This is a genomic window from Deinococcus detaillensis, from assembly GCF_007280555.1.
Lineage (GTDB): Bacteria > Deinococcota > Deinococci > Deinococcales > Deinococcaceae > Deinococcus > Deinococcus detaillensis.
The window spans coordinates 67667-89937 of the sequence record NZ_VKDB01000016.1; the positions used below are offsets into that span (position 1 = coordinate 67667).

The window sequence follows — 22271 nt, forward strand, 5'->3', positions numbered from 1 at the left end:
GGGGGGTGGCAGGCGTCACGGTGCAGTGCTTCCAGCGCGTAGCAGCGCGGCCCGCCTGTTACCCTACTCGGATGACGCCGGAACGCTATGCCAAAATCGTGCGGGTTCTCTCCCTGCGCCAGCCCACCCTCAGCTTGCTGATGGACGAAGTCAACAAGCCGCACAACTTCAGCGCCATTCTCAGAACCTGCGACGCGGTGGGCGTACTGACCGCACACGCCGTACCGCCCAAAAATGGAGTGAGCGGTAACGGGCTGCTGCCCACCTTCAATGCCACGTCCGGCAGCGCCGAGAAATGGGTGGCGGTGCAGCCCCACGCCAGCGCTCTAGAAGCGGTGGCGACCCTCCAAGCTCAGGGGATGCAGGTGCTGGCCACCCACCTCTCGCAGCGCAGCGTGGATTACCGCGAGCTGGACTACACCCGCCCGACGTGCGTGCTGCTCGGCGCAGAAAAATGGGGGGTTTCAGATGAAGCTGCCGACGCCGCCGACGCCAACATCATCATTCCGATGTTCGGGATGGTGCAGAGCCTCAATGTCTCGGTGGCCGCCGCGACGATTTTGTTTGAAGCCCAGCGCCAGCGCCTCGCGGCGGGGATGTACGCCGAGCGCCAGCTCAGCGACGCCGAGTTCGAGCGCCTGAGTTTCGAGTGGGCTTACCCCGAGTTGGCACCGCTTTACCGCGAGCGCTCAGAAGCTTATCCGGCGCTGGGCGCAGCCGGCGAGTTGCTGAGTCCCGAAGCGCCAAGATGAGAGGGCCGCTCAGTAGAACATGATGGTTTTCAAAATCTAAAAAGTGTAGCGATTCTTTACAATGAAATTCGTACTGCATTAGCGCTCTTCATCCGACAGCGGTTTGCGCCGCGCTGCACGTGGGGCCGCCCCGCTCCCACCCCCGACCTTATAAGGAGGAATTTCAATGCCCGTATCACTCACCAAAGGCGGCAATGTCAGCCTGAGTAAAGAAGCGCCCGGACTTAAAAAGATCAACGTCGGTTTGGGCTGGGATACCCGCCGCACCGACGGCGCAGATTTCGACCTCGACGCGATGGTGTTTTTGGTCAACGACGCGGGAAAAGTTCGCAATGACCAAGACTTCGTGTTCTTCAACAACAAAACGTCGGCAGACGGCTCGGTGGTTCACCAAGGCGACAACCGTACCGGCGCGGGCGAAGGCGACGACGAAGTGGTCAGCATCGACCTCGAGAAAGTGCCTGCCGACGTGCAAAAAATCGTGATCGCCGTGGTGATCTACGAAGGCCCGAGCCGCAGCCAAAACTTCGGCATGGTTGAAAAAGCCTACGCCCGCGTCCTGAACGGCGACGGCGGCGCAGAAATCGCCCGTTATGACCTGACCGAAGACGGCGGCACCGTGACCGCCATGATTTTCGGCGAAATTTACCGCAACAGCGGCGAGTGGAAGTTCAAGGCGATTGGTCAGGGCTTTAACGAGGGCTTCGAGGCGTTGGTCAAAAGCTACGGCGTCAACGCCTAAGCCGCCACAAACGCAGACAACTCAGGAGCCGCGCCCCCGGTGCCTTGCCTTTAGCGGCGAGGCGTCGGGGCGCTTTTTTAATCGCTGAGACTTGCCTAGAGCGTTTGTCCGAATGGATGCCTGAGCAAAAAGCACGATCAGGCATCCATCCTCCCAAATGCTCTCCCTATTCCACTCCCGTTGGTTCTTGGACAGAACGGCACCTACCGGGCCTGCCCGCTCGGTCAGAAAAGAGCTTCTTTTTTGACAAATGCTCTAAAGGAGAACCATGCAGCTCACCACCGGCCAGCGCGTGCCGCTCGCCACCCTGAATATCCAGCAGCAGCTCGACCTTACCTTCGACGTTGCCGGCTCCGCGCCGCAGTACGCCGCCCTCTGCTTTTTGCTCGGCGCAGACAGCCGCTTGATCTCGCCCGACGCCACCATTTCGCCCAGCCAGCCCACCGCTGCGGGCGGCGCAGTGACTTGGCAAACCGGACAACCCGGCCAGCGCTTCAGCCTTGATTTGGGGCGCTTGCCTGCCACTGTGGAGCGCCTCGCCTTTGGCCTCGTACCGGAAGGCGGCGACCTGCGCGGGGTGCAGCGCGGCACCGTCAGCTTTGGCACGGCAGGCAATGCGGCGGCCACTTGGACGCTGAGCGGGCCAGATTTCAGCAACGAAAAAGCCATTATCGCCGCCGAGATTTACAGGCATCAGGGCGCTTGGCGCTTGATGATCAATGGTCAAGGCTTCTCGGACGGCCTGAGCGGCTTGGTGCGGCACTTTGGCGGCACTGGGCTGCCCAGTTTGCGGGCCGCCCCGCCGCCTGCGCCAATACCACCCGCAGCGACACCACCTCCATCACCCCCCAGCGGCGGCGGCCTTGACCTCTCGCGGCGCGGACGCCCAGACGCTGCGCCTGCGGGCCAGCCACCAGCGCCAGTTCAGCCTCCAGCCAGCGGCGGCATGAGCCTTAATAGGAACCGGGGAGCCTCACCCAGTTCGGCTAATACCAGTTCGACCAGTCCCAGCTCAGCACCTTCCAATGCCGCCCCCAGTCGCCCGATCTCGCTGACCAAAATCACCTTGGAAAAGCAGGGCCAAAGCGCCCGCATCAGCCTTCAGAAAGCAGGCACGCAGCGCATTCATGTCAACCTGAATTGGGAAGCCAAGCCCAGCAGCGCGGCTCCCAGCGGTGGCGGCGGCTTTTTGAGCAAGTTGCTGGGCAGCATGACCGGCGCGGACAAAGCCGCCGACCTCGATTTGGGCTGCATGTATGAGCTTGCCAGCGGTGAAAAAGGCGTGATTCAGGCGCTCGGCGGCAATTTTGGGAAGGCGGACGGCCCCCCTTTCATCAAGCTCGACCAAGATGACCGCTCCGGTGCGTCGGCGGGCGGCGAAAACTTGTATATCGAGCGGCCCGATTTGATCCGCAAAGTGCTGATTTTCGCCTTTATCTACGAGGGCGCGGGCAACTTCAGCGAAGTCGGCGGGCGGCTGAGCTTTAACGATCCGCAGGGCAACGAAATCAAGATGAGCCTTTCCAACCCCGCCGCCCTACCGTTTTGCGCGGTGGCGCTGGTGCAGGCGCACGGCAACGAACTGGTGATCACCAAAGAAGAGCGCTATTTCTCGGGCCACCGAGACTGCGATCAAGCGTTTGACTTCGGCTTTAGCTGGAAGGCGGGACGCAAGTGAGCGCCGCATGACCCAGCTTCAAGCCGGTGAAAAACGCAAATTCTCCGAAGTCGGCTTATCGAATCCGCTGACAGTCACGGTCAAGCACGGCTTGGACGGCCTAGACATCAGCGCCTTTGGCCTCAGCGCCGATAGGAAAATGGTGGGCGACAACTACATCGCCTTTTACAACAACCCCCACACTCCACTCGGCGAAATTATTGCCACGCTGGACGCGCATCAAGCCAGTTTCAAAATAGACCTCGCCAAGTTGCCCGCCAACGTCGAGCGGGTGATGTTGACCGCCACCCACGACGCGGCTCCGGTGGCCAGCGCTCCGCAACTGCTGATCGAAGTGGGCCAAGTCAGCTTTGACGCCAAGCCCGCGCTGAAAAGCGAGAAGGCCGCCATGCTACTCGAACTCTACAAGCACTCCGGCGAGTGGCGGGTGGGCGCAATCGGGCAAGGCTTTAACGGCGGCTTGGGCGACTTGATCGTTTATTTTGGCGGCGAAGTCGAAAACCCTGACGCTCCGTCCAGTCCTTCTTCCGCAGCGCCGCCCGCCACGCCCGCCGTCAGCCTCAAAAAGCAGACCCAGGTGAGACTCGATAAAGAAATTGCCGAGAAAGCCCCGCAACTCGTCAGTCTGGTCAAACAGGCCGAGATCAGCCTCAAAAAACGTGGCTTGGATGAGCACACGGCGCGGGTGGCGCTGGTGCTCGATATTTCGGCCAGCATGAGCTCGCTTTACCGCAGCGGCGTGGTGCAGCGGGTCGCCGAAAAAACCCTGGCACTGGCCAGCCGCTTTGACGACGACGGGCGCATGGACGTGTTTTTGTTTGGCCTCAAAGCCCACGACGCCGGCGACATCGGCATCGAGGGGATTGGCGGCGCGGTCGAGAAGCTGATCAAGCGTCACCCCTTGGAAGGCGGCACCATGTACGCCCGCGCCGTGCAGAGCGTCAGGACGCATTATTTCGGCTCGGCGGGGCCCCGCAAGGAGCCGCTCAAGGAAAAAACGCCCGTCTACGTCATTTTCATTACTGACGGAGAAACCTTCGACAAAAAAGAATCGGAAGCGCAGATCAAAGAAGCCAGCAAAGAACCGATTTTCTGGAAATTCGTGGGCGTCGGCAAAGAGCGCTTTGAATTTTTGCAAAAGCTGGATGATTTGTCGGGCCGTTTCATCGACAACGCCGACTTCGTGCAAGTCGAAGACATCGACACCTTGCCAGACGCACAACTCTACGAAATGCTGCTTCAGGAATACGACAGCTTTTTGAACAATGCAAAGAGCAAAGGGCTGCTCAGTTAAGAGCGGTTAAAGACAGCTCGGCAACTTTTCACCCTGATTTCCCGTAATGCTGTACGTTGACGGAACCGCGATTTTACCGGCTCAGGTCTTCAACTCTTTTGCGCTTTCACTCTTTTTAGGAGGAACCACTTATGCCTATTACTCTCGCCAAAGGCGGCAACCTGTCCCTGAGCAAAGAAGATCCCAACTTAACCCAGGCCATTTTGGGCCTCGGCTGGGACGTGCGCTCAACAGACGGCCAAGACTTCGATCTCGATGCCAGCGCCTTTTTGCTGACCGCTTCCGACAAAGTGCGTGCCGACACCGACTTTATTTTTTACAACCAGATGCGCAGCACCGACGGTTCGGTAGAGCACACCGGCGACAACCGCACTGGCGAAGGCGAAGGCGACGACGAGCAGATCAAGATCGACCTCTCCAAAGTGCCCAGCGATATTCAGAAAGTAGCGTTTACCGTGACCATTCACGACGCCGAGGCCCGCCGCCAGAGCTTCGGACAGGTTCGCAACGCGTTTATCCGGCTCATCAACGAAAAAACCAACGCCGAAATCGTGCGCTTTGATTTGGGCGAGGACTTTTCCACCGAAACCGCCGTGATTTTTGCCGAAGTTTACCGTAACAACAACGAATGGAAGTTCCGCGCCGTGGGCCAGGGCTTCGCGGGCGGCCTCGGCGCACTGGCCCGCAATTACGGGATCAACCTCTAAGATTTATTCATTTTGAAGCCTGGGTGAAAGCTCATTTCATCTCAGGCTAAACAACTTATGCTGTAGCTCACGCCGTAACGGAACGTGTTTTGTCCGTACGGCGTTTATGATAGGTGAGCAAAACTGACCTCACGGCAAAGCAGGCCGTCTGCACCGGTTGAGGAGCAGTGGGGAGTACTTGTAGAAATGAACAACACCATCCGCAAAGAATTTGGTTTTGCCGGCATCATCACGGTTGTGGCGGTGGCTTTGGCCATGTGGTACGGCTTTCGTACCGGCGGCTGGGAGCGTGCCCTCAACGATATGTTGATCGTGCTGGTGCTGGGCGTCATGGAAATTTCGCTGAGCTTCGACAACGCCGTGATCAACGCCTCCGTCCTCAAGAACATGTCGGCCAAATGGCAACAGAGATTTTTGGTGTGGGGCATTTTGATCGCGGTGGTGGGAATGCGGCTGATTTTCCCGCTGGCCATCGTGGCGATCAGCTCGGGCCTCGGCTTTTTTGAAGTGGGCAACTTGGCCCTCAACAGCCCGGAGAAGTACGCCCTCGAACTCGAGAAGTCCACCGTGACCATCAGCGCTTTTGGCGGGGTCTTTCTTTTGATGGTGGCGCTCAATTACTTTATCGACACTGAAAAAGACGAACACTGGCTGATGCCCGAAAGCCGCCTGGCAGGGCTGGCCCGCGTCGAAGCGGTGCAAGTCATTATTGCCATGGTGGCGCTGATGGGTCTGATCTTTACGGTGGTGCCGGTCGAGCAGCGCTTGGCGGCCATGTCGGCGGGTCTGGTGGGCTTGCTGATCTACTTGGCGGTCAATGCCCTCGGCGGCCTGTTTGACGTAGACAATATGGCGGCCAAAGCGGGCGCGGCGGGATTTGCCTCGTTCATGTACTTGGAAGTGCTGGACGCCAGCTTCTCGCTCGACGGCGTGATCGGAGCCTTTGCCATCACCAAAGAAATCGTGATCATTTCGGCGGGCTTGGCGATTGGCGCGGTGTTCGTGCGTTCGATCACCCTGTTTTTGGTCCACCAAGGCACGCTGGCGCAGTACCGCTTCCTCGAGCACGGCGCTCACTACGGCATTCTGGCACTGTCGCTGATCATGTTGTATTCCATGAGCGGCGCTCACGTGCCGGAAGTGGTGACCGGGCTGATCGGCGTGGCGTTTATCGTGGCGTCTATTTTGGCGAGTTTGGCTGCCAACCGGCGCGAAAAGAGCCCGGGCTAAACTTACTCTCTTGCGAAGGCCGGACGCCCCCAAGGTGTTTCCGGCCTTTTTTATTGCGGCGCAGGCGCTAGCATCAGCTCATGACCCCTCGACTCCTCTTCTTGCCCGGACTGGGCGGCGGCTCTCCTCAGCACTGGTACAGCCTCTGGCAAGCCAAATTCGGCGGCGTGCGGGTCGAGCAAGCCGACTGGAACGCGCCGACCCCTGAAAGCTGGGCGGCCCGCTTAAACGAAGCGGTGGAGGCCGCTACCGGCGAGGTGGTGCTGGTGGGCCACTCTGCCGGAGCGCTGATGATTACCCACTACGCCCGCCTCTACGCCGTACCAGAGCGGGTGCGCGGCGCGATTTTGGTTGCGCCCGCCGACCCCGAGCAAGAAGGGATGCTGGAAGCCGTGAGGGCGATGGCCCCCGTACCCATGCGGCCGCTGCCTTTTCCGGTGCTGGTAATTGCCAGCGAGAACGACCCCTATCTGACGTTTGAGCGGGCCGAGGCTTTTGCCGAGGCGTGGGAAGCTGAGCTGGTCACGGTGGGTGAAGCGGGCCACATCAACCCGGCGAGTGGGCACGGCGAGTGGGAAGACGGCGAAATTTTGCTCAGTGAAGCGCTGCACGCTTGGACACCGCCGGACATCGTGCGCTTCTGATTGGTGGAGTGTGGGCACAGCGTCACTGGCCTGAGTTCTGAATAATCAGAATTCTGGCCTGCTTGAGTGCTGGGCAGCCTTCACCGCTTAATCACCTGCGCCGCGCCGCTTAAGCACAACGCGGCGGCACTCTGTATTCTAAAGGGCATGACCGCATCCCTCCCCGGCCCCCAAACCCCTGAACCTGAGCGGCCTGAAGCCCAAACACAAGAAATCCAGCCGCCTGTCACCGCGCCAAAACCGCCGAAGCCCGCCGAGGAGTTGCACGCCCCGGCCGTCAATCCGCTGGTGTATCAGTTCGTGGTCTTGGGCATGAATTTGCCCCGCGTGCTGCGCGGCCAGTACATTCATACGCTGGGCCGCGAACATATTCCGCCACCCGGCAGCAAATTGATCGTGGCCGGAGCGCACGTTTCATCGCTTGATCCTTTCCTGATCGCCAAAGTGATGCCAGGGCACTATGTCCAGTTCATGTCCAAAAAAGAGCTGTTCGGGCCGGTGATGGGCGACATTATCCGGGCGGGCGGGAGCTTTCCGGTGGACCGCTCCATCACCGATCTGGTGGCCATTCGCACCGCCCTGAGAATCCTCAAAGCAGACGGCACACTGGGCCTGTTTCCCGAAGGCACACGCGGCGGCGGCAACGGCCAGATGCAGGGCGGGGTGGGCTTGCTGGCCCTACGCGGCAAAGCCCCGGTGTTGCCGGTAGGCCTGCGGCAAGAAGGCAAGCGCTGGTTGGTGCGCTTCGGCCCACTGATCGAGCCAAAAGGCAGCATCAAAGACCTGACCGCTCAGATCGGCGCAGAGATTAGCCGGCTGAGCGGGCCGATTTAAAGGTGCTCGACTTCAGCAGCTCAGCTTAACTGCTGCGCCTGCTCCCATTCATAAAAATCCGGCTTGTAAAACTCCAAGCGCACTTTTTTATATTCTTTGGTGGAATACAAAATAGCGTGGTCAAACGGCGCGACCTCGTCGTGAATGGCCTGAATCTTGCCGAAGGCTTCTTCCTTGCTGCGTCCGTGAACCATCGTGAAGATGGTGTAGGGCCATTCGGGATAAGTGGGGCGCAAATAACAGTGCGACACTGCTTTGAAGCCGGCCATCTCCTGCCCGATTTCGGCGACTTGTTCCTGCGGCACCGCCCACACGCCCATGGCGTTGAAGGTGAAGCCCGCCGATTGGTGCTTGAGCACCGCGCTGATGCGCCGCAGAGCACCCGCAGCCTTCATCTGATCGGCGTGGGCGGCCACTTCCTCGATACTCAAACCCAGCGCAGCGCAGGCGTCGGCATACGGCTCCTCGGTGATCGGCAAATCCTTTTGAAACTCCACCACGAAACGTTTATCCAGCTCGGTCACGGCGTAGCCGATATTGCGCTGAGCGCTGGTGTACTGCGGCTTGCTCTTGGCGTTCCAAGCTTCGTTGCCGGTCATGTCAAACTCCACCCCGATCTTGTAGAGGTGCAAGGTGGGCATTAAGCGGGTGAGTTTGGCTCCCGATAAGGCGTGCAGGCGGTCAACGTGGGCGGCAAGGTCGCTCTCCGGCGGCACGGCGATGGTGTACCACAAATTAAAGTCGTGGTTGCGCTTGTAGTTGTGGCTCACGCCGGGGTGCTGATTGACGATTTCCGCGCCCGCGTCGAGCTGTTCTTCGTCATAGACAGCAGCCACCAAACTCGATTGATAGCCCAGCGTACGGGTATCGAAAATAGCGCTGACTTGGCGCAGCACGCCGCTGGCCTTGACTTCGCGCAAAATGGTGAGCGCTTCAGCTTCGCTCAGGCCCACTTCCTGCGCCAGCACCGCGTAGGGGCGCTGCACCAGCGGGATGTCTTTTTGGATGCGGTTGAGCAGCAGTTCGCGCAGCGTCGGCGCGGCGACCGGCGTGGGAATCAGAGCAGGAGCAGTCATGCACTCAGCCTAACAGCCTCCTCACAGTAAAACGTCCTTGAATCGTCTGCTTACGGAGCCGTTCTCTTGGGTGTTCAGCCATTTTGAGCACTTCTTGACCGAACGTTCAGTCAGCCGACACATCCTGAATGCGGCCCATATTATCGACATGGCGCAGACTTTGTTTCAATTGATTCAATTCTAAATCGCTCAACTCCAAGTTCCCCAGCTCCATGTGGTGCAGTTCTTGGGCCAGCGCCGCCAAAGAAGTCTGGGCCAGCCGAGCTTCCAAAGCCGCTTGCGCCTCGGCACAGATTTGCCCCAGCGCGGCCTGAATGTGCCGTCCCACCGTGCAGTCTTCGCTGGGATGCTCATGGAGAGCGATCAAGCGCTCTGGGGGCTGTACCGCTTGGTAAATGTCTAGCAAGCTGATCTGGTCGGCGGCCCTCGCCAGCTTGAGGCCAGTCACGCCCTGCTGCGAGCACACCAATCCGGCGCGGCGCATCATGCTGCTAATGCCGCGCACGATCACCGGATTGACGCCCACGCTGCACGCCAGCTTTTCGGAGCTCATGGACTGTTCCGGATAAAGACTGAGCAGCGCCAGCACGTGCGAGGCCACCGAAAAGCGGCTGGAAACCGTCATAAGCTGCGCCTCAACATGTCAGCATGTTACTTACAGGCTGCGCTGAAGTCAAGCCAGTGCAGTCAAAGCAACGGAGCCGGTTGAGCGCGGCAAAACGTTACTGGAGCTGCGCCATCACTTCAATTTCGACCATCACGTCACGCGGGAGGCGGGCGACCTGCACCGTCGAGCGGGCCGGATAGGGAGCTTTGAAATACTCGGCGTAGACGGCATTCATGGCCGCGAAGTTGTTCATGTCGCTCAGAAATACGGTGGTTTTGACCACGTCGCCAAAATCCGCACCCGCTTCCGCCAGCAGGGCCGCCAAGTTGTCAAATACTTGCTTACTCTGCTCGGCGATGCCGCCTTCGACAAGGTGGCCTGCGGGCGTCAGCGGAATTTGGCCGCTGGTGATAAGCAGGTTGCCGAAGCGCACCGCTTGGCTGTACGGCCCGATGGCGGCGGGGGCTTTGGCAGTCGAGATCACACGTTTGGCCGGGCGAGATGAATCGGTCATGGCTTCATTGTAGCGGGCGTGTGAAACCTTGATCCAAACTCGCCTTCTTGCCGCGACCTGCCGCCCACTTTCCCAAACCTCAATTCAAATCTTGCTGGTCTTTTGGCGGCCCCGAAGTTTTTTTCAGCCGCAACGCTTGAGGCAAGGCCTGCTGAAGGCGGCGTTGGCTGTGCCACTTCATCCACAGCAGCACGCCGATGAGCACCGCCGCCGAGACCGACAAAATGAAGGTGCGCTCCTCTTGAAACAGCAGCGCTCCCATCAAGGCAAAGTACACCAAGGCCAGCGCCGCGTAGACCAGCGGGCTGCTGCCCTTGCGGCTGCCCAGCAAGACATCGATATAAATCGGGCCGTCGTTTTGGCGCGGCGGCAAGCTGTAGCTCGGTAGGGGTTGCTGGCTGTCCACGTCAACCACCACCGCCGTGACGTTGTCGGGGCCGCCCAGCGAATTGGCGGCGTCCACCAATCGCTGCACCGTGATCGCCGGCGGCAGCCCCCAGCCCAACATGGCCTTGAGATCGTGCTCCTCGACCACGCCACTCAGGCCGTCACTGCACAGCATCAAGCGGTCGCCTTGTTTGAGCGCAAACCCGTACAGCTCTAGGCGCACCCGTTCTTCGCCGCCCAGCGCGTTGCTCACCACACTGCGCCATTGGTGCTCACGCGCCTCGGCTTCGGTGAGGTGGCCCAGCCGCACCTGCTCGGCCACCCACGAATGGTCTTCGGTGAGGCGGGTCAGCTCGCCGCCGCGCAGCAGGTAAGCCCGCGAATCGCCAACGTGGGCCAGCAGCGCCGCGCCCTTGTCGATGGCCAGCGCCACCAAAGTGGTGCCCATGCCAACATATTCGCCAACCGCGTGGTGCATCACTTCGAGGTTGGCCGCCTGCACCGCTTCGGCGAGCCGCTCCGGCGGACGTTTGCGGCCTTTGAGGAAGGTGTTGCCCAGCGCATCGAGGGCCAAGTTGGCGGCCAGCTCGCCCGCCGCGTGCCCGCCCATTCCGTCAGCAACAGCGTAAAGCCCGCCCGAAAGCGACTCCACCGCCAAACCCGCGTCCTGATTGACGCTGCGCTGCCGACCCTTATCGGTCAACAAGCCAGACAACAAAGGAGAAGTCGCGCTGCGGCGCATAAACAGAGTATAGATTGACGGCGGGTGCGAGGTGGCCATACTGCTGCTCCTTTGAGTGACGTAGAGAGAAGGCACCGATCATGCACAGGCGCGGATCAGGGCAGGGAGCGCGGACGGCTCCGAACTGGTGGCTATTGGGCTTGTCAGAATTTTGACAGAACTAAGACTGATGATAGAGGGTTAGGCCGCTGGCGGTGTGGGCCTCCTAACGGTTGGCCCTGAATCCAGCGGGGGAAGTGGGGGGAGAAGATACGGCCTTGCTCCTCAGTCGAGCATGAGCACTGACTGAGTCAAGGATAAACAGTCTACCCTTTCAGATTTCTGAATGCATTTTAAGACAGGTAATCCAGCCCATCCCCAGCCTTAATCCAGGCCATGAAGTCACGGCGTTTGACCGCCTTCTCCAATCGCCGCCCGCACTTCAAAGCTCCAGTGCTGATAGCCCTGCGGGATGTCAAGTACTGGCACCTCACCTTCCCAGTGGCTTTCGAGCAGCCACACACCCGGCTGCGTGGGCGCGGCGAGCAGATATGCGCCGAGCAGACCCGGCTGCGGGCCGAGCCGCTGCAAAAAGGCCAGCAAAGTGCCTTCAGCTTGCTGGCCCCGCCCTTCAAGGTAGTGAATGTGCTTGGGGTGCATTTTACCGCGCCGCTCTTACTGGCCGGTTTCGATGTAGCGCTTGAGGGCGTCCATCCGCACGATAATCGGCGTTCGGGGGCGCACGATGGCTCCGCCCTGCTTGAGCTTACTCAGGCTGTGGCTCACCGTTTCGCGGGTGGCTCCCACCATCCGGGCAATATCTTCCTGATTGAGGCGCAAGCTCAGCTCCACGCCCTGCGGATGTGGACGGCCAAACTCACGCGCGAGGCGGTAGAGCAAGCTGGCGACCCGTTCAGGTGCGCTGTAGGCGCTGACCTCGGCGCTCCACGACTGGGCCTCGAACAACCGGGCGGCCATCAACCGAATCAGCTTCATGGCCAGGTCGGGCTTGGCGGTGAGCAATTTTTGCAGCTCCCCACGCGGCAAGACGATCAGGGTGGTGCGCTCGAGCGTTTCAGCCTGGGTGGGGCGGCGCTCTTCAGGTTGCAATAGCAGCTCACCGAAAGTGTCATGCTGACCCACCACGCTGAGAATGGCTTCTTTGCCGTTGGGAAAAAGCTTGCTGATCTTGACTAGGCCGGAGCGCACAAAGTAGAGGGCGTCCGCCGGATCATCCATGCGGTAGATGACTTCGCCGGACTGGTAAGAGCGGTAGGGCGTCGCAGCAGCCACTTTTTCCAGCTCAGCCAGCTCTAAATCTGCGAACAGCTCCGTGCGCTTGAGGTGCCATACCAGACTGGGATAATTCATGATTGTCCTTAGGATAGCTCAAGCAGGCTTAAAAAATCCGAAGTGCAGCGGCTTCCCCAAGTGTACAGCTCGTCAGTCTACCGACTGGCCTGGGCTGCCGGCTGGTCTGAGGCGCTCATGCCAAACGCTTGGCCGCCTCGACCACCCCCGGCGTGACGTGGAAGGTGCGCCACAGCAACCGGGCCGCGTAACTGCGGTGCGGCTGCCAACCTCGCACCACCGCCGCGTGATCTTGGTCAGGGTAATACTGCGCCAGCGCTTTTCGCAGCGCCAAGTCCCCGAAACTAAAAACGTCGGGGCGGGCCAATGCGAAGAGCAAAAACATCTCCGCCGTCCAGCGGCCAATCCCAGGCAAGACGGTCAGCGCAGCAATCACCGCTTCATCGTCCAAGCCGGCCAAGTGAGCGAAGTCAATCTGGCCGCTTTGCTCGGCGGCGGCAATGGCCTGCACGGTGCGGACTTTGGCCCACGACAGGCCCAGCGCCCGCAACGTTTCCGGCACGGCGCTGAGCAGAGAAGCGGAGTCAAAATTGTCGGTGGCCGCCGCCACCCGCTCGGCAATGGCCGCCGCCGCTTTGACAGAGAGCTGCTGGGCGTTGACGCTGCGGATCAGCGACGCCAGCGGGTCGGCGGCGGGCGGCAACTCCGGCAGCGGGCCAGCTTCCAGCAGCGGGATCAGCGCCGGGTCGCGGGCCAGGGCGAGGTGGGCAGCGGGCAAACGGGGCATGCAGGCAGTATGCCAAAAGCAGAGCGCCGAGCAGCCACGCCTGCCCCGGGCGCTGAACTGACGGTTTCCTGACAGCATTGCAACGCGCTGCGCTTTCTCCTCACCTCGGCTTGTTACCCTAGATGGATGAAGATTTTCTCACTTTTTGCCGCCACCTTACTGCTAGGCGCTGCGCCAACCACTCAAGCCCAAACTGTCATCAACGGCGTGACTATCACCAAACCCGGCCAGAAGGCCGCCGCACCTACCCGCCGCACGGTTCCGGCGTTTGTGGATCAGAACATTCCCGCCGACTGGGTAGACGTTCGCGGGCGCGTCGCCACTGGCAGCGCCGGGCGCACCGATTTACCGGCAGGCAGCAAAGTGACGGTGGAACTGCGCGACATTACCGTTCCGACTGCCGCCAAAACCTTGGTGAGCACCACCTTTCCCAGCGCCTCGCTGCCAGTCAGCTACCAACTCGTCTCCAGCCCACGCCGCTTTACCAGCAGCGGGCAATACGCCGTGCGGGTGAGCGTCAACAACGCGGCGGGCAAACTGATTTACAGCAATACGGTTCAGCAGCTCATCAATCCCGCCGCCAAGCGCATTCTGGCCGACATGCGGGTCAGCGCTCCGTAATGCAGCAACCCTAGCGCAACCAACTGCTCCGTTTCACTCCAAGTGTTCGGGGCGGTAGTCTTTTTCCACGTCTACCCGCACCGGGCCGCTCAGCCGGACGCCCTCGGTGTGCGGGTCGGCCAGTTGAGCGAGGCTGCCTTGCAGACCCACCGTCAAGCTCGGCCCGTCGCCCACCACTTCAGCGCTGTGGGGGTCAAGCACCACCCGCCAGCCGCCGCCCGGCCAGTTGAGCGCCGCTTCCAAGCGCTTACCGCCGAGCAGAGCTGCCACTTCCAGGTCGTCCAAGCGCACCCGCAGACTGCGGGATGTCCAGCGAAGTTTCACGAGGTCAGCTTCATGGGTTGTAGGTTTTGGTGAGGCTACCCAGCGTGCCGGGGGTGCGCGCCTGATAAAACACCAAGCTGATCGGCAAATTGCTGCCGCTGGCCGGAACGAAATCTATTTTGAGCTGGTCACTTTGAGAGCGCCACAGCAGCGTGGGCTTGTCCGGCGTGATGGCCACTCCACTGCGCGGCAGTTTGACAGTTTGGCTGATCGGGCCGTCTTGCACGTTCATGGCTCCCCTATAAAGGCCGCCCCGGGGACTCAGCGCCACCGCCACGCCGCTGGTGCCCATGATCTGAATGTCGTACAGCACGCCGTAATTGCCACTCAGCCGTACTGGCTGGCCACTCAGCACGTCACTGCCGAGAATGGCCGGGTCGATCTGGCCGTCACCGATGAGCATCCGGGCAGGCAGCGAGCCGAGCTGCGCCCGAATGATTTTTACGGCGTTGGGAAAGGTGCCGCGCACGTGTTTGCCGTCGGCAGGCAGGTAAGGAAGCTGCTGCAAAACGGTAGCACTGGGCGGCAGCTTGTCTTCGAGCATGGCGAAAGTCAGCTCGACCCGCCCGGAAGTCGTGATGTCTTGCAGCACATTCACGCCGCTGCCCGGATTCAGGGTCGGACTGGCGTAGAGGGCCACGCTCTCGCCGGGCTGCAAAGTAAAGCGCTGCTGAGCCGAGCCCGCAAAGTAATCGAGCAAAGTGACTTGGCCGAGCTGCCCTTCGATGCGGGTGGGAGCCGTTTCGCCGAGGCGCTCGGTGCTGATCTCCACCGGACGCGATTCGAGGTTGCGGGCCACCGTATAAAAGCGGGCGGGTTGGCTCAGCGAATTCAGGTGGTAAGCCAACAAACGGGCGCGGCCCGACACGGTGTCTTGGTAGAGCAGGCCGCTTTGAACGGGCGCTTCGGGGCTGTTGGAAAAAATCAATGTGGTGGCGGCAGTGACCATAGACTGGGTGCCCACCAGCGGATAAGTGTTGACTAAGGTGTCGGGGAAGCTCTCGCCGGGGTCGGCGTACTTGAGGGCGTAGCTCAAGGGCGTGTCCATCAGCGGGCCAACCACAGTGAGCGTACGCGAATAAGGAGCGCTGACTTGGCCGCGCGAATTGGTGACTTGCAAGGTCACGGTGTAGCTGCCCGGCTCGAAATACACGTCGCGCTTGTTGCTCCATTTGCGGCTGACGATATCCGCGCCGTCAGGGTCGAAGGGATAGTCGGTGTAAATGACTTTTTCGCCCGGCGCGTAAACCGCTTTATCGGTGCTGAAGCGGGCCTGAGGCAGCAGCGGGTCGCCACCGAGCGGCAGCGCGGTCAGCGAGAAACTGCGGCCATCGTCGGAGAAGCTCAGGTTGGCATTCAGGCCGTCGGCCAGCACTCGGGCGTTCAGATACAGCACATCGCCGATCAGCGCGGCGCTGCCGCTCGGCTGAGGCGCGGCGTCGAGCGTGACATTAAGCGACGTGGGGTCAATCACCAAGCGCCCCACCGCTATTCGCCCCAGCGTTTGGCTGACCGGCTGGCCCAGCAGCGCCGAAACTTCGAGGAGCGGCAATACCGTGCGGCCCTGCACCAAACGCGGCGGGTTGGTGAGCTTGGTGGGCTGGCCGCTGAGCAGCGCCGCCGTTTGGTCGGTGCCGCCCTGAAGCTGCGCCGAGGCGGCGGCTGACGCCGAACTCAGCAGCAGACCTGCGCCGAGGAGAGCGGGAAGAAGAAAAGAAAAAGGCAGGCGAAAAGGCATTCGGCGAGTATACGCAGCCAAGCTGATGCACTTCTGGCTGCATTGTCCCGCCGATGGCTCTTTGATAAGGGAGCTAGCTGCCGGGTTTGGGCGGTGTTGGCGGCGCGGGCGGCGTCGTGATAGGCAAATTGCCATTGGACTGATGAAAGGCCTTGACGGCGGCGGGGTCGGCGGTCTCGTCGGGCAGCGGCGTCACGTCGCCGTCGGAAGCGTAGCTGGCGATTTGCGACGTGTAAATGCGGCGCGGCGCGATATTGGCCGGCTTGGTGAACTCGGTGGCCAGCCGCCCAGTGGTGATGTCCACATAAATCACGGTGGTCGAAGGATCGCTGCTGCCGAGGCCCACTTCTTGGTACTGAGGCCGGGCGGGAATCTGCTCCGGGACTCCGTTGGCGGCGTCGCGGAAACGCGGATCGAGCATGGCCACCTGAACCGTTTGCAACGGGCCAATGGGCGGCAGCGCCGTCTTGTAAATGCCGGGCGGCGGCGGCCCGAAGTCACGGGCAGTTTTGCCAGCCAGAGCGCTGACCATCATGTTGTGCCAGATCGGCGGTGCCCAGACGCCCGAATAGATGTTGGTGGCCATGTTGCCGCCCTGCTGAATGCCGATCCAGACCGCGCCGACATAGTACGGATTGACGCCCACAAACCACAAGTCCTTGGGGCCGTTGCTGGTGCCAGTCTTGCCGCCTACCGGCCAGCCTGGGATACGGGCCGGTTCGGAAAACCCGCCTTGGCTGGTGGTGAGGTCGTTGACCACGCCCTGAATCATGTCGAGGCCCAGATACGCCACTTGCGGCGACCAGACCCGCTTGGGGCGCTCGACTTCGTTGACCACGTCGTAGAGCACCTCGCCGCGTGCGGTGGTGACGCGGGTGATGTAGCGCGGCGGATGATACAGGCCGCCGTTGGCAAACGGCGCGTAGGCCGCCGCCATCTTGACTGGGGTGGTTTCGACCGCGCCCAGCGCCGCCGCGAGGCCGGTGCCGTCATTGGGCGGAATCCCCAAGTCTTTGAGCTTGCCGAAGAAAGTCGGCAGTCCAACATCGTCGGCGATTCGTACGGTGGGCAAGTTGAGCGAGCGGTCGAGCGCTTCACGCAGGGTCATGTTGCGGAATGTCATCTCACCTTCAAAGTCTTTGGGCGCGTAAAAGCCGCCCTTGCAACTGGGGCAAGGAAAGCTGATCGGCTTGTCGTCACGGGTGGTGAGCTGGGTAAATTTGTCGGTAGACAGGGCGGTGGTGTAAAGCAGCGGCTTGATGGTCGATCCGATCTGGCGCTGGCCCTGCGCGGCGTTGTTCCACTCGGGCGGGGTCACGCCAGGGCGCAGCTTCTGGCCGATCATCCCCAGCACGTCACCGTTGAACGGATCGCTGATGACGGCGGCCAGCGTCGTTCTGGGCGGAATCTGGGCATTCAAGCTGGCTTTTTCCACCGCTGCCTGAATACGCGGATCAATAGTGGTGTAAACCCTGAGGCCCCCAGAGCCGTAGACCTTGTCGCGTCCCAAGCGGGCGACGAGTTCCTGCTCGACTTGCTGCACGAAATCGGGGTAGCGCACGGTGGTCACGGCTTTCTGGTAGACCGCCGTTTTGTCCACCAGTTTGCTGCTGGTCAGCTTGCCTTGGCCGTCATAAGCGACTTGCCAGCCGCGCGGCACCAATTTTTCTTTCCAAGCGGCGTTGGCCTGCTCCTGCGTCACCCAGCCGTCCTGCACCATGCGGGTCAGCAGCGAGCGCATGTAGCCGCGCTGATTGGGGTAGTTGTTATAACGCCCACGCGGGCTCGGCACCAAGGTGGTCAGGTAAACGCTTTGGGCCAAATCGAGGTCACGCGGGGCTTTACCGAAATAAGCCTGCGAAGCCGAGTAGATGCCGTAGAGTTCCACCGGCCCGCCGTCGCCCCAGTAAATGGCATTGAGGTAGTCTTGCAAAATCTCTTCTTTGGTAAAGGCCCGCTCCACCAGCACACTGAGCATCCATTCCTTGATTTTGCGGTCTGGGGTGCGGGCCAGTTGGTATTCTTTGAGCAGCAAAGTATTGCGAACGAGCTGATTGGTCAGCGTGCTGCCGCCCTGCACGTCTTCTTTTTGCGATAAACGCCGAAACTGACGCGCAATGCCGTAAGGATCGAGGCCGTAATGCTGGAAGAAGCGCCGATCTTCGTTGGTAATCAGCGCCGCCGTCATAAAAGGGCTGATCTCATCGAGCTTGACCAGGGTGCGGCTGACTTTTTGGTCGCCGACTTTGGGCACCAGCGTGCCCAGCGGGCTGTTGTCGCGGGCGTAGACGCGGGTAATCGCCCCGAGACTCAGTGTATCGAGCTGGCGAAAATCCGGCAACTCCCGCGCCCATTTGGTGCCGTAAGTGGCAGCGATCCCCACACCGATAAAAACGGCGGCGACGATCAGTGCGCCCACGAATTTCAAGAACTGCAAAAACAACCTCAAGACCATGTGTTTCTCTCCCCGATAGCTCGGTTCACTGCACTCTTCCTCGTTACGGTTGGCGTCCGCTCAGCAAATGGGTGATGCGGCCCCGCAAATTCTTGCCTGACAGCGGCTTAGACACGATGTCATCGGCCCCGACCAATTTGGCATGGTCGCGGGTGTGGTCGTCGTCCATGGCGGTCAGCAGCAGCACCGGCGTATTACGCAGGCGCTTGATGCGCTTGACCCGCGAGCAAATTTCAAAGCCGTCCATATACGGCATGTTGATATCGAGCAGCATCACATCGGGGGTGTGGGTCTGGAGGTATTCCAGCGCGGACTTGCCGTCGGCGACCGCCACGATCTCGTGCCCATCTGCCGACAAAATGACTTCCAGCATGGTACGGATGGCCGGTTCATCGTCCGCGACGAGGATGGTATGCGACATATTGGCTCATCATAATGCAGGGCTGGGGTGGAGAATGCGAGGTTGGGTGAGAGCGCGGGCGTTTAAGCTCCGGCGCTCGCCGCCACTGTGGCTTGCTCCATTTTGGCCTTCTCTTCTTCGGCCAGTACACGGCGCAGCACTTTGCCCGCCGCCGAGAGCGGCAACTCGCTCCTAAACTCCACGCTGCGGGGAGCTTTGAAGGCGCTGAGCTGCTGTTTACAAAAAGCGGTGATCTGCTCCGGCGTGACGCTGTGTTCCGGCTTGAGCACCACAAAGGCCTTGACATGCTCGCCCCGGTAAGTATCCGGCACGCCGATCACGGCGGCTTCCAGCACCGCCGGATGTTGGTAGAGCACTTCTTCGACTTCACGTGGATACACATTGTGGCCGCCCACCAAGATCAGCTCTTTTTTGCGGTCGACGATGCTGAAATAGCCGTCTTCGTCCATGCGGGCCATGTCGCCAGTCTTGAGCCAGCGCACCTGACCTTCTTCGGTCAGCTCCTCCACGATGGTTTCGGCGGTGGCCTCACTGCGCTGCCAGTACCCGGCCATGATGTTAGGGCCAGCCACCCACAGTTCACCGATCTCGCCAACCGGCACTTCCCGCCCCTGGTCGTCGCGCACGCTGGCGTCAATTCCCGGCAGGGGCAAGCCGATGCTGCCTTCCCGCTGCTCGCCGCCCACCGGGTTGGTGTGGGTAATCGGGCTGCTCTCGGTCAGGCCGTAGCCCTCCACCAAGTTGGCTCCGCCGGTAATTTCGCGGAACTTTCGGGCGGTTTCTGAAGGCAAGGCAGCGCTGCCCGAAATGCAGGCCCGCACGGTTTTGAGGTCATATTCGGGGGTCAGCGGCGAGTTGTTGATGGCGTTATAGAGAGTCGGCACGCCGGGAAACAGCGTCACGCCAGATTTTTCGATAGCGCTCAGCAGCGCTTTGATATCGCGCGGATTGGGAATCAGCACGATATTGGCCCCGATCAACAAGCTCAGGTTCATGGCCACCGTCATGCCGTAGACGTGAAAAAAGGGAATAGCCCCCAAAGTGACTTCTTGGCCGTCGCGCAAGTCCGGCATCCAAGCGGCGGCTTGCTGAGCGTTGGCCACCAAGTTGCGGTGGGTCAGCATGGCCCCTTTGGGCACGCCGGTGGTGCCGCCTGTGTACTGCAGCAGCGCCACATCATCCACGCCGATGGGTACTGAGCGGGGCGCGACAGGGTGGTCTTGGGCTTGTTCGAGCAGATGCCCGAAGGTGAGCACCTTGCCCTGCTCTTTGACGTCCACCCAAGTGCCCTTGCGCTTTTCCAGCAGTGGGTAAAGCAAGTTTTTGGGAAATGGCAGGGCGTCTTGAATGCCGGTCACGATGACGCGGCGCACGCTGAGAGCGGGATTGTTTTCGATCTCAGCAAAACGCGGATAGAAGCTGTCGAGCATCACCAGCACGCTGGCTCCTGAGTCAATCAGTTGATGCTCCAGTTCGTGGGCCACGTACAGCGGCGAGGTATTGACCACCACCGCGCCCGCCAGCGCCGCACCAAAAAAAGCCACCACGAACTGCGGCGTATTGGGCAGCATAATCGCCACCCGGTCACCCTTTTGGACACCGAGCGCCTGCAAACCGCTGGCGAAGTGCTGCACGTTGGCCCAGAGCTGGCGGTAAGCTTGGCGGTGGCCCAAAAATTCCAAAGCGGGTTCCTTGCCAAAGCGCTCCGAGGCGCGTTCAAGAAGCTGAGGCAGGGTTAAAGCCTCCCCTGCAAATTCATGGGGCACTCCATTTTGGTAATGCTTGAGCCACGGCTTATTCATTGACAGCCTCCTTAATCGAGTGGGAGCGGAAAGCGGGTGCCGAGAGGCTCATACCGAGAGACTGAGCATTGCAAACTTGAAAAAGGCGCTGCACCCGCTTGAATCAGTATACCTGGATACAAAATTATTTGAACTCAGTATAAAGTTTTAGCTCGAGGGCGTCTAGGGGTATTCAGCTCCGCCGCAAATACGCCGCACCCCTGCAACCAGAAGATGTAAAGGCCGTCCACATCCACCTCTCCATACCGTTAGCCAGACTGCTGCTATGGACAATCCAACCAATCCTGAGACCGCTGAGCAAAACACCGGGCGGGCCGACGTGAGCTACGGAGCCAACAGCAACTTGTCGAGCAGCGACGTAGCCGAGACCGCCGCCGCTCAGCAAGTCGAGGAAGCCCACCAGCGCAGCGGATCGCAGAGTGGCGCAGGCTTTGAGGAGACGAGCGACCCGGATCAGCAGATGGACAACAGCGGAATGCTCAGTCCGCAGGGACAGCAACCCGCCGAGGGAGCAGGTACTACTCGCATGGGGCAAACTGGCGAAGACCGCAACCGCGAGAGTTAAGCCCTCCGAGAAACCTCTTGCCTGTCCCCTGCTGGCTGCTCAGGCCCCGAACGTTAATCTGGTATTAAACCGCGCCGGCTCAGCGGCGTGAACGTACTACACTCAGAGGTCAGGACGAGCGCGGCTTTACGGCGCTTTACAGGAGGAACTTATGACCATGGAATCCAATACCAAAGACCAGCAACGCCTCATTACTGGCGCGGCAGGCGGCGCACTCGCTTTGTTTGGCTTGATTAAACGCGGCCCACTCGGCTTACTGATGGCCGCAGCCGGCGGCTTCCTAATTTTTAGGGCGGCAGGCGGCTCACAGATGGTCAATCAAGTCACGGGCGGCGGCCCCACCAGCAGCAAGCCGATCTTTGTCGAACACAGCGTCGTGATCGACCGGCCCGCCCAGAGCGTTTACGACTTCTGGCGCAAGCTCGACAACTTGCCGCAGATCATGAGCCACTTGGAAACCGTCACGGTGCTGGACGAGCGCCGCAGCCGCTGGGTCGCCAAAGCACCGCTGGGCACCCATGTCGAGTGGGAAGCCGAAGTGGTGAACGATAAGCCCGGCGAGCGTATCGGCTGGCACAGCTTGCCCGGCGCGACGGTAGACAACGCGGGCAGCGTCCAATTTGAAAGCATGCCCAACGGCAGCACCCGCCTGCACGTGGCGCTGAGCTACCGCCCACCGGCTGGCCCGCTCGGAGCCGCCGTCGCTAAGATCTTTGGTGAAGAACCCAGTCAGCAGATCGCCGAGGATCTCCAGAAGTTCAAGCAGAGCTTCGAGGCCCAGAGCAAGAACTAAGCTCCAACAAACAGGGCGGCGGGAAAGGTTAAGAGCCTTCCCACCGCTTTTTTGTGACTGATTTTCTGTAGCTGAAACAAACAGGCTAAGCGCCTTTTTTGGGCTTCAGGAGGGTAGGACAGGCGATCCAACAACAAAGAAGCGCTCCCTTTCGCACGAGGCGAAAGGGAGCGCTGAAGATACAGAGCAGATTTTAGTGAACGGTAAGGGGCGTGAGATGAAAGGAGGTGATCCAACCGCACCTTCCGGTACAGTTACCTTGTTACGA

The 22271-nt window shown here is 60.6% G+C and carries 23 protein-coding genes; 11 read left to right on the forward strand and 12 right to left on the reverse strand.

What is annotated here, in order from left to right; genetic code table 11:
* Nucleotides 1-71: 71 nt before the first annotated feature.
* The 8 genes from trmH to FNU79_RS13525 all read left to right on the forward strand — a co-directional run bounded on the left by trmH (nucleotide 72) and on the right by FNU79_RS13525 (nucleotide 7881).
* Nucleotides 72-752, forward strand: a complete 681-nt coding sequence (gene trmH / locus FNU79_RS13490; protein ID WP_143721337.1) for a tRNA (guanosine(18)-2'-O)-methyltransferase TrmH — start codon at nucleotides 72-74, stop codon at nucleotides 750-752.
* Between the two features lie 166 nt (nucleotides 753-918).
* Complete coding sequence (locus tag FNU79_RS13495) at nucleotides 919-1494, forward strand: TerD family protein (protein WP_124871244.1); 576 nt, start codon at nucleotides 919-921, stop codon at nucleotides 1492-1494.
* 268 nt (nucleotides 1495-1762) lie between these two features.
* A complete protein-coding gene (locus FNU79_RS13500; RefSeq protein ID WP_143721338.1) occupies nucleotides 1763-3172 on the forward strand; it encodes a TerD family protein in 1410 nt (469 codons plus the stop codon).
* Nucleotides 3173-3179: 7 nt separating this feature from the next.
* A complete protein-coding gene (locus FNU79_RS13505; RefSeq protein ID WP_143721339.1) occupies nucleotides 3180-4466 on the forward strand; it encodes a VWA domain-containing protein in 1287 nt (428 codons plus the stop codon).
* 131 nt (nucleotides 4467-4597) lie between these two features.
* Nucleotides 4598-5173: a TerD family protein gene (locus tag FNU79_RS13510; RefSeq protein WP_143721340.1), complete on the forward strand. Its 576-nt coding sequence runs from the start codon at nucleotides 4598-4600 to the stop codon at nucleotides 5171-5173.
* 186 nt (nucleotides 5174-5359) lie between these two features.
* Entirely contained in the window at nucleotides 5360-6403 is a 1044-nt protein-coding gene (locus FNU79_RS13515) for a DUF475 domain-containing protein (RefSeq protein ID WP_143721341.1), read from the forward strand.
* An 80-nt stretch (nucleotides 6404-6483) separates the two neighbouring features.
* Nucleotides 6484-7047, forward strand: coding sequence for an RBBP9/YdeN family alpha/beta hydrolase (locus FNU79_RS13520; RefSeq protein ID WP_143721342.1), 564 nt, complete (start codon nucleotides 6484-6486; stop codon nucleotides 7045-7047).
* Between the two features lie 147 nt (nucleotides 7048-7194).
* Nucleotides 7195-7881: a lysophospholipid acyltransferase family protein gene (locus FNU79_RS13525; protein ID WP_143721343.1), complete on the forward strand. Its 687-nt coding sequence runs from the start codon at nucleotides 7195-7197 to the stop codon at nucleotides 7879-7881.
* 20 nt (nucleotides 7882-7901) lie between these two features.
* On the opposite strand, the gene ahbA is transcribed toward FNU79_RS13525, so the two are convergent.
* The 7 genes from ahbA to FNU79_RS13560 form a co-directional block, all read right to left on the reverse strand.
* Entirely contained in the window at nucleotides 7902-8957 is a 1056-nt protein-coding gene (gene ahbA / locus FNU79_RS13530) for a siroheme decarboxylase subunit alpha (protein WP_143721344.1), read from the reverse strand.
* A gap of 106 nt (nucleotides 8958-9063) precedes the next feature.
* Nucleotides 9064-9582 carry an Rrf2 family transcriptional regulator gene (locus tag FNU79_RS13535; protein WP_143721345.1) on the reverse strand — a complete coding sequence of 173 codons (519 nt, stop codon included), beginning with the start codon at nucleotides 9580-9582 and terminating at the stop codon, nucleotides 9064-9066.
* Nucleotides 9583-9679: 97 nt separating this feature from the next.
* The gene (locus FNU79_RS13540; protein WP_143721346.1) at nucleotides 9680-10078 is read right to left on the reverse strand and encodes a RidA family protein; all 399 of its coding nucleotides are present in this window, start codon (nucleotides 10076-10078) and stop codon (nucleotides 9680-9682) included.
* A gap of 79 nt (nucleotides 10079-10157) precedes the next feature.
* Complete coding sequence (locus tag FNU79_RS13545; RefSeq protein WP_404825794.1) at nucleotides 10158-11246, reverse strand: PP2C family protein-serine/threonine phosphatase; 1089 nt, start codon at nucleotides 11244-11246, stop codon at nucleotides 10158-10160.
* A gap of 342 nt (nucleotides 11247-11588) precedes the next feature.
* Nucleotides 11589-11846: a hypothetical protein gene (locus FNU79_RS13550; RefSeq protein ID WP_225430070.1), complete on the reverse strand. Its 258-nt coding sequence runs from the start codon at nucleotides 11844-11846 to the stop codon at nucleotides 11589-11591.
* A gap of 15 nt (nucleotides 11847-11861) precedes the next feature.
* Complete coding sequence (locus FNU79_RS13555) at nucleotides 11862-12557, reverse strand: Crp/Fnr family transcriptional regulator (protein ID WP_143721347.1); 696 nt, start codon at nucleotides 12555-12557, stop codon at nucleotides 11862-11864.
* A gap of 115 nt (nucleotides 12558-12672) precedes the next feature.
* Nucleotides 12673-13284: a DNA-3-methyladenine glycosylase family protein gene (locus FNU79_RS13560; protein WP_143721348.1), complete on the reverse strand. Its 612-nt coding sequence runs from the start codon at nucleotides 13282-13284 to the stop codon at nucleotides 12673-12675.
* A 126-nt stretch (nucleotides 13285-13410) separates the two neighbouring features.
* Between FNU79_RS13560 and FNU79_RS13565 the strand changes: the two genes are divergently transcribed.
* On the forward strand, nucleotides 13411-13905 hold the full coding sequence (locus FNU79_RS13565) for a YbaY family lipoprotein (RefSeq protein WP_143721349.1): 495 nt from the start codon (nucleotides 13411-13413) through the stop codon (nucleotides 13903-13905).
* Nucleotides 13906-13938: 33 nt separating this feature from the next.
* On the opposite strand, the gene FNU79_RS13570 is transcribed toward FNU79_RS13565, so the two are convergent.
* From FNU79_RS13570 to FNU79_RS13590, 5 genes are all read right to left on the reverse strand, one after another.
* A complete protein-coding gene (locus FNU79_RS13570; protein WP_143721350.1) occupies nucleotides 13939-14229 on the reverse strand; it encodes a hypothetical protein in 291 nt (96 codons plus the stop codon).
* 10 nt (nucleotides 14230-14239) lie between these two features.
* Complete coding sequence (locus tag FNU79_RS13575; RefSeq protein WP_143721351.1) at nucleotides 14240-15967, reverse strand: copper amine oxidase N-terminal domain-containing protein; 1728 nt, start codon at nucleotides 15965-15967, stop codon at nucleotides 14240-14242.
* 73 nt (nucleotides 15968-16040) lie between these two features.
* On the reverse strand, nucleotides 16041-18422 hold the full coding sequence (locus FNU79_RS13580; RefSeq protein ID WP_225430071.1) for a transglycosylase domain-containing protein: 2382 nt from the start codon (nucleotides 18420-18422) through the stop codon (nucleotides 16041-16043).
* Between the two features lie 43 nt (nucleotides 18423-18465).
* Nucleotides 18466-18843 (reverse strand): response regulator, encoded by a 378-nt coding sequence (locus tag FNU79_RS13585; RefSeq protein WP_124871204.1) that lies wholly within the window; start codon nucleotides 18841-18843, stop codon nucleotides 18466-18468.
* Nucleotides 18844-18905: 62 nt separating this feature from the next.
* The gene (locus tag FNU79_RS13590; RefSeq protein ID WP_143721352.1) at nucleotides 18906-20645 is read right to left on the reverse strand and encodes a long-chain-fatty-acid--CoA ligase; all 1740 of its coding nucleotides are present in this window, start codon (nucleotides 20643-20645) and stop codon (nucleotides 18906-18908) included.
* Nucleotides 20646-20910: 265 nt separating this feature from the next.
* On the opposite strand from FNU79_RS13590, the gene FNU79_RS13595 reads away from it, so the two are divergent.
* Nucleotides 20911-21210: a hypothetical protein gene (locus FNU79_RS13595; protein ID WP_143721353.1), complete on the forward strand. Its 300-nt coding sequence runs from the start codon at nucleotides 20911-20913 to the stop codon at nucleotides 21208-21210.
* A gap of 151 nt (nucleotides 21211-21361) precedes the next feature.
* Nucleotides 21362-22003: an SRPBCC family protein gene (locus tag FNU79_RS13600; RefSeq protein WP_124871194.1), complete on the forward strand. Its 642-nt coding sequence runs from the start codon at nucleotides 21362-21364 to the stop codon at nucleotides 22001-22003.
* Nucleotides 22004-22271: the final 268 nt, after the last annotated feature.

What these genes read in the sequence shown, in the direction of transcription:
- FNU79_RS13600 (WP_124871194.1), top strand. Translation starts at nt 21,362, where the DNA reads ATGACCATGGAATCCAATACCAAAGACCAGCAACGCCTCATTACTGGC.
- FNU79_RS13555 (WP_143721347.1), bottom strand. Translation starts at nt 12,557, where the DNA reads ATGAATTATCCCAGTCTGGTATGGCACCTCAAGCGCACGGAGCTGTTC.
- FNU79_RS13545 (WP_404825794.1), bottom strand. Translation starts at nt 11,246, where the DNA reads ATGGCCACCTCGCACCCGCCGTCAATCTATACTCTGTTTATGCGCCGC.
- FNU79_RS13515 (WP_143721341.1), top strand. Translation starts at nt 5,360, where the DNA reads ATGAACAACACCATCCGCAAAGAATTTGGTTTTGCCGGCATCATCACG.
- FNU79_RS13585 (WP_124871204.1), bottom strand. Translation starts at nt 18,843, where the DNA reads ATGTCGCATACCATCCTCGTCGCGGACGATGAACCGGCCATCCGTACC.
- trmH (WP_143721337.1), top strand. Translation starts at nt 72, where the DNA reads ATGACGCCGGAACGCTATGCCAAAATCGTGCGGGTTCTCTCCCTGCGC.
- FNU79_RS13510 (WP_143721340.1), top strand. Translation starts at nt 4,598, where the DNA reads ATGCCTATTACTCTCGCCAAAGGCGGCAACCTGTCCCTGAGCAAAGAA.
- FNU79_RS13505 (WP_143721339.1), top strand. Translation starts at nt 3,180, where the DNA reads ATGACCCAGCTTCAAGCCGGTGAAAAACGCAAATTCTCCGAAGTCGGC.
- FNU79_RS13590 (WP_143721352.1), bottom strand. Translation starts at nt 20,645, where the DNA reads ATGAATAAGCCGTGGCTCAAGCATTACCAAAATGGAGTGCCCCATGAA.
- FNU79_RS13500 (WP_143721338.1), top strand. Translation starts at nt 1,763, where the DNA reads ATGCAGCTCACCACCGGCCAGCGCGTGCCGCTCGCCACCCTGAATATC.
- FNU79_RS13595 (WP_143721353.1), top strand. Translation starts at nt 20,911, where the DNA reads ATGGACAATCCAACCAATCCTGAGACCGCTGAGCAAAACACCGGGCGG.
- FNU79_RS13575 (WP_143721351.1), bottom strand. Translation starts at nt 15,967, where the DNA reads ATGCCTTTTCGCCTGCCTTTTTCTTTTCTTCTTCCCGCTCTCCTCGGC.
- FNU79_RS13580 (WP_225430071.1), bottom strand. Translation starts at nt 18,422, where the DNA reads ATGGTCTTGAGGTTGTTTTTGCAGTTCTTGAAATTCGTGGGCGCACTG.
- FNU79_RS13565 (WP_143721349.1), top strand. Translation starts at nt 13,411, where the DNA reads ATGAAGATTTTCTCACTTTTTGCCGCCACCTTACTGCTAGGCGCTGCG.
- FNU79_RS13560 (WP_143721348.1), bottom strand. Translation starts at nt 13,284, where the DNA reads ATGCCCCGTTTGCCCGCTGCCCACCTCGCCCTGGCCCGCGACCCGGCG.
- FNU79_RS13535 (WP_143721345.1), bottom strand. Translation starts at nt 9,582, where the DNA reads ATGACGGTTTCCAGCCGCTTTTCGGTGGCCTCGCACGTGCTGGCGCTG.
- FNU79_RS13525 (WP_143721343.1), top strand. Translation starts at nt 7,195, where the DNA reads ATGACCGCATCCCTCCCCGGCCCCCAAACCCCTGAACCTGAGCGGCCT.
- FNU79_RS13550 (WP_225430070.1), bottom strand. Translation starts at nt 11,846, where the DNA reads ATGCACCCCAAGCACATTCACTACCTTGAAGGGCGGGGCCAGCAAGCT.
- FNU79_RS13495 (WP_124871244.1), top strand. Translation starts at nt 919, where the DNA reads ATGCCCGTATCACTCACCAAAGGCGGCAATGTCAGCCTGAGTAAAGAA.
- ahbA (WP_143721344.1), bottom strand. Translation starts at nt 8,957, where the DNA reads ATGACTGCTCCTGCTCTGATTCCCACGCCGGTCGCCGCGCCGACGCTG.
- FNU79_RS13520 (WP_143721342.1), top strand. Translation starts at nt 6,484, where the DNA reads ATGACCCCTCGACTCCTCTTCTTGCCCGGACTGGGCGGCGGCTCTCCT.
- FNU79_RS13540 (WP_143721346.1), bottom strand. Translation starts at nt 10,078, where the DNA reads ATGACCGATTCATCTCGCCCGGCCAAACGTGTGATCTCGACTGCCAAA.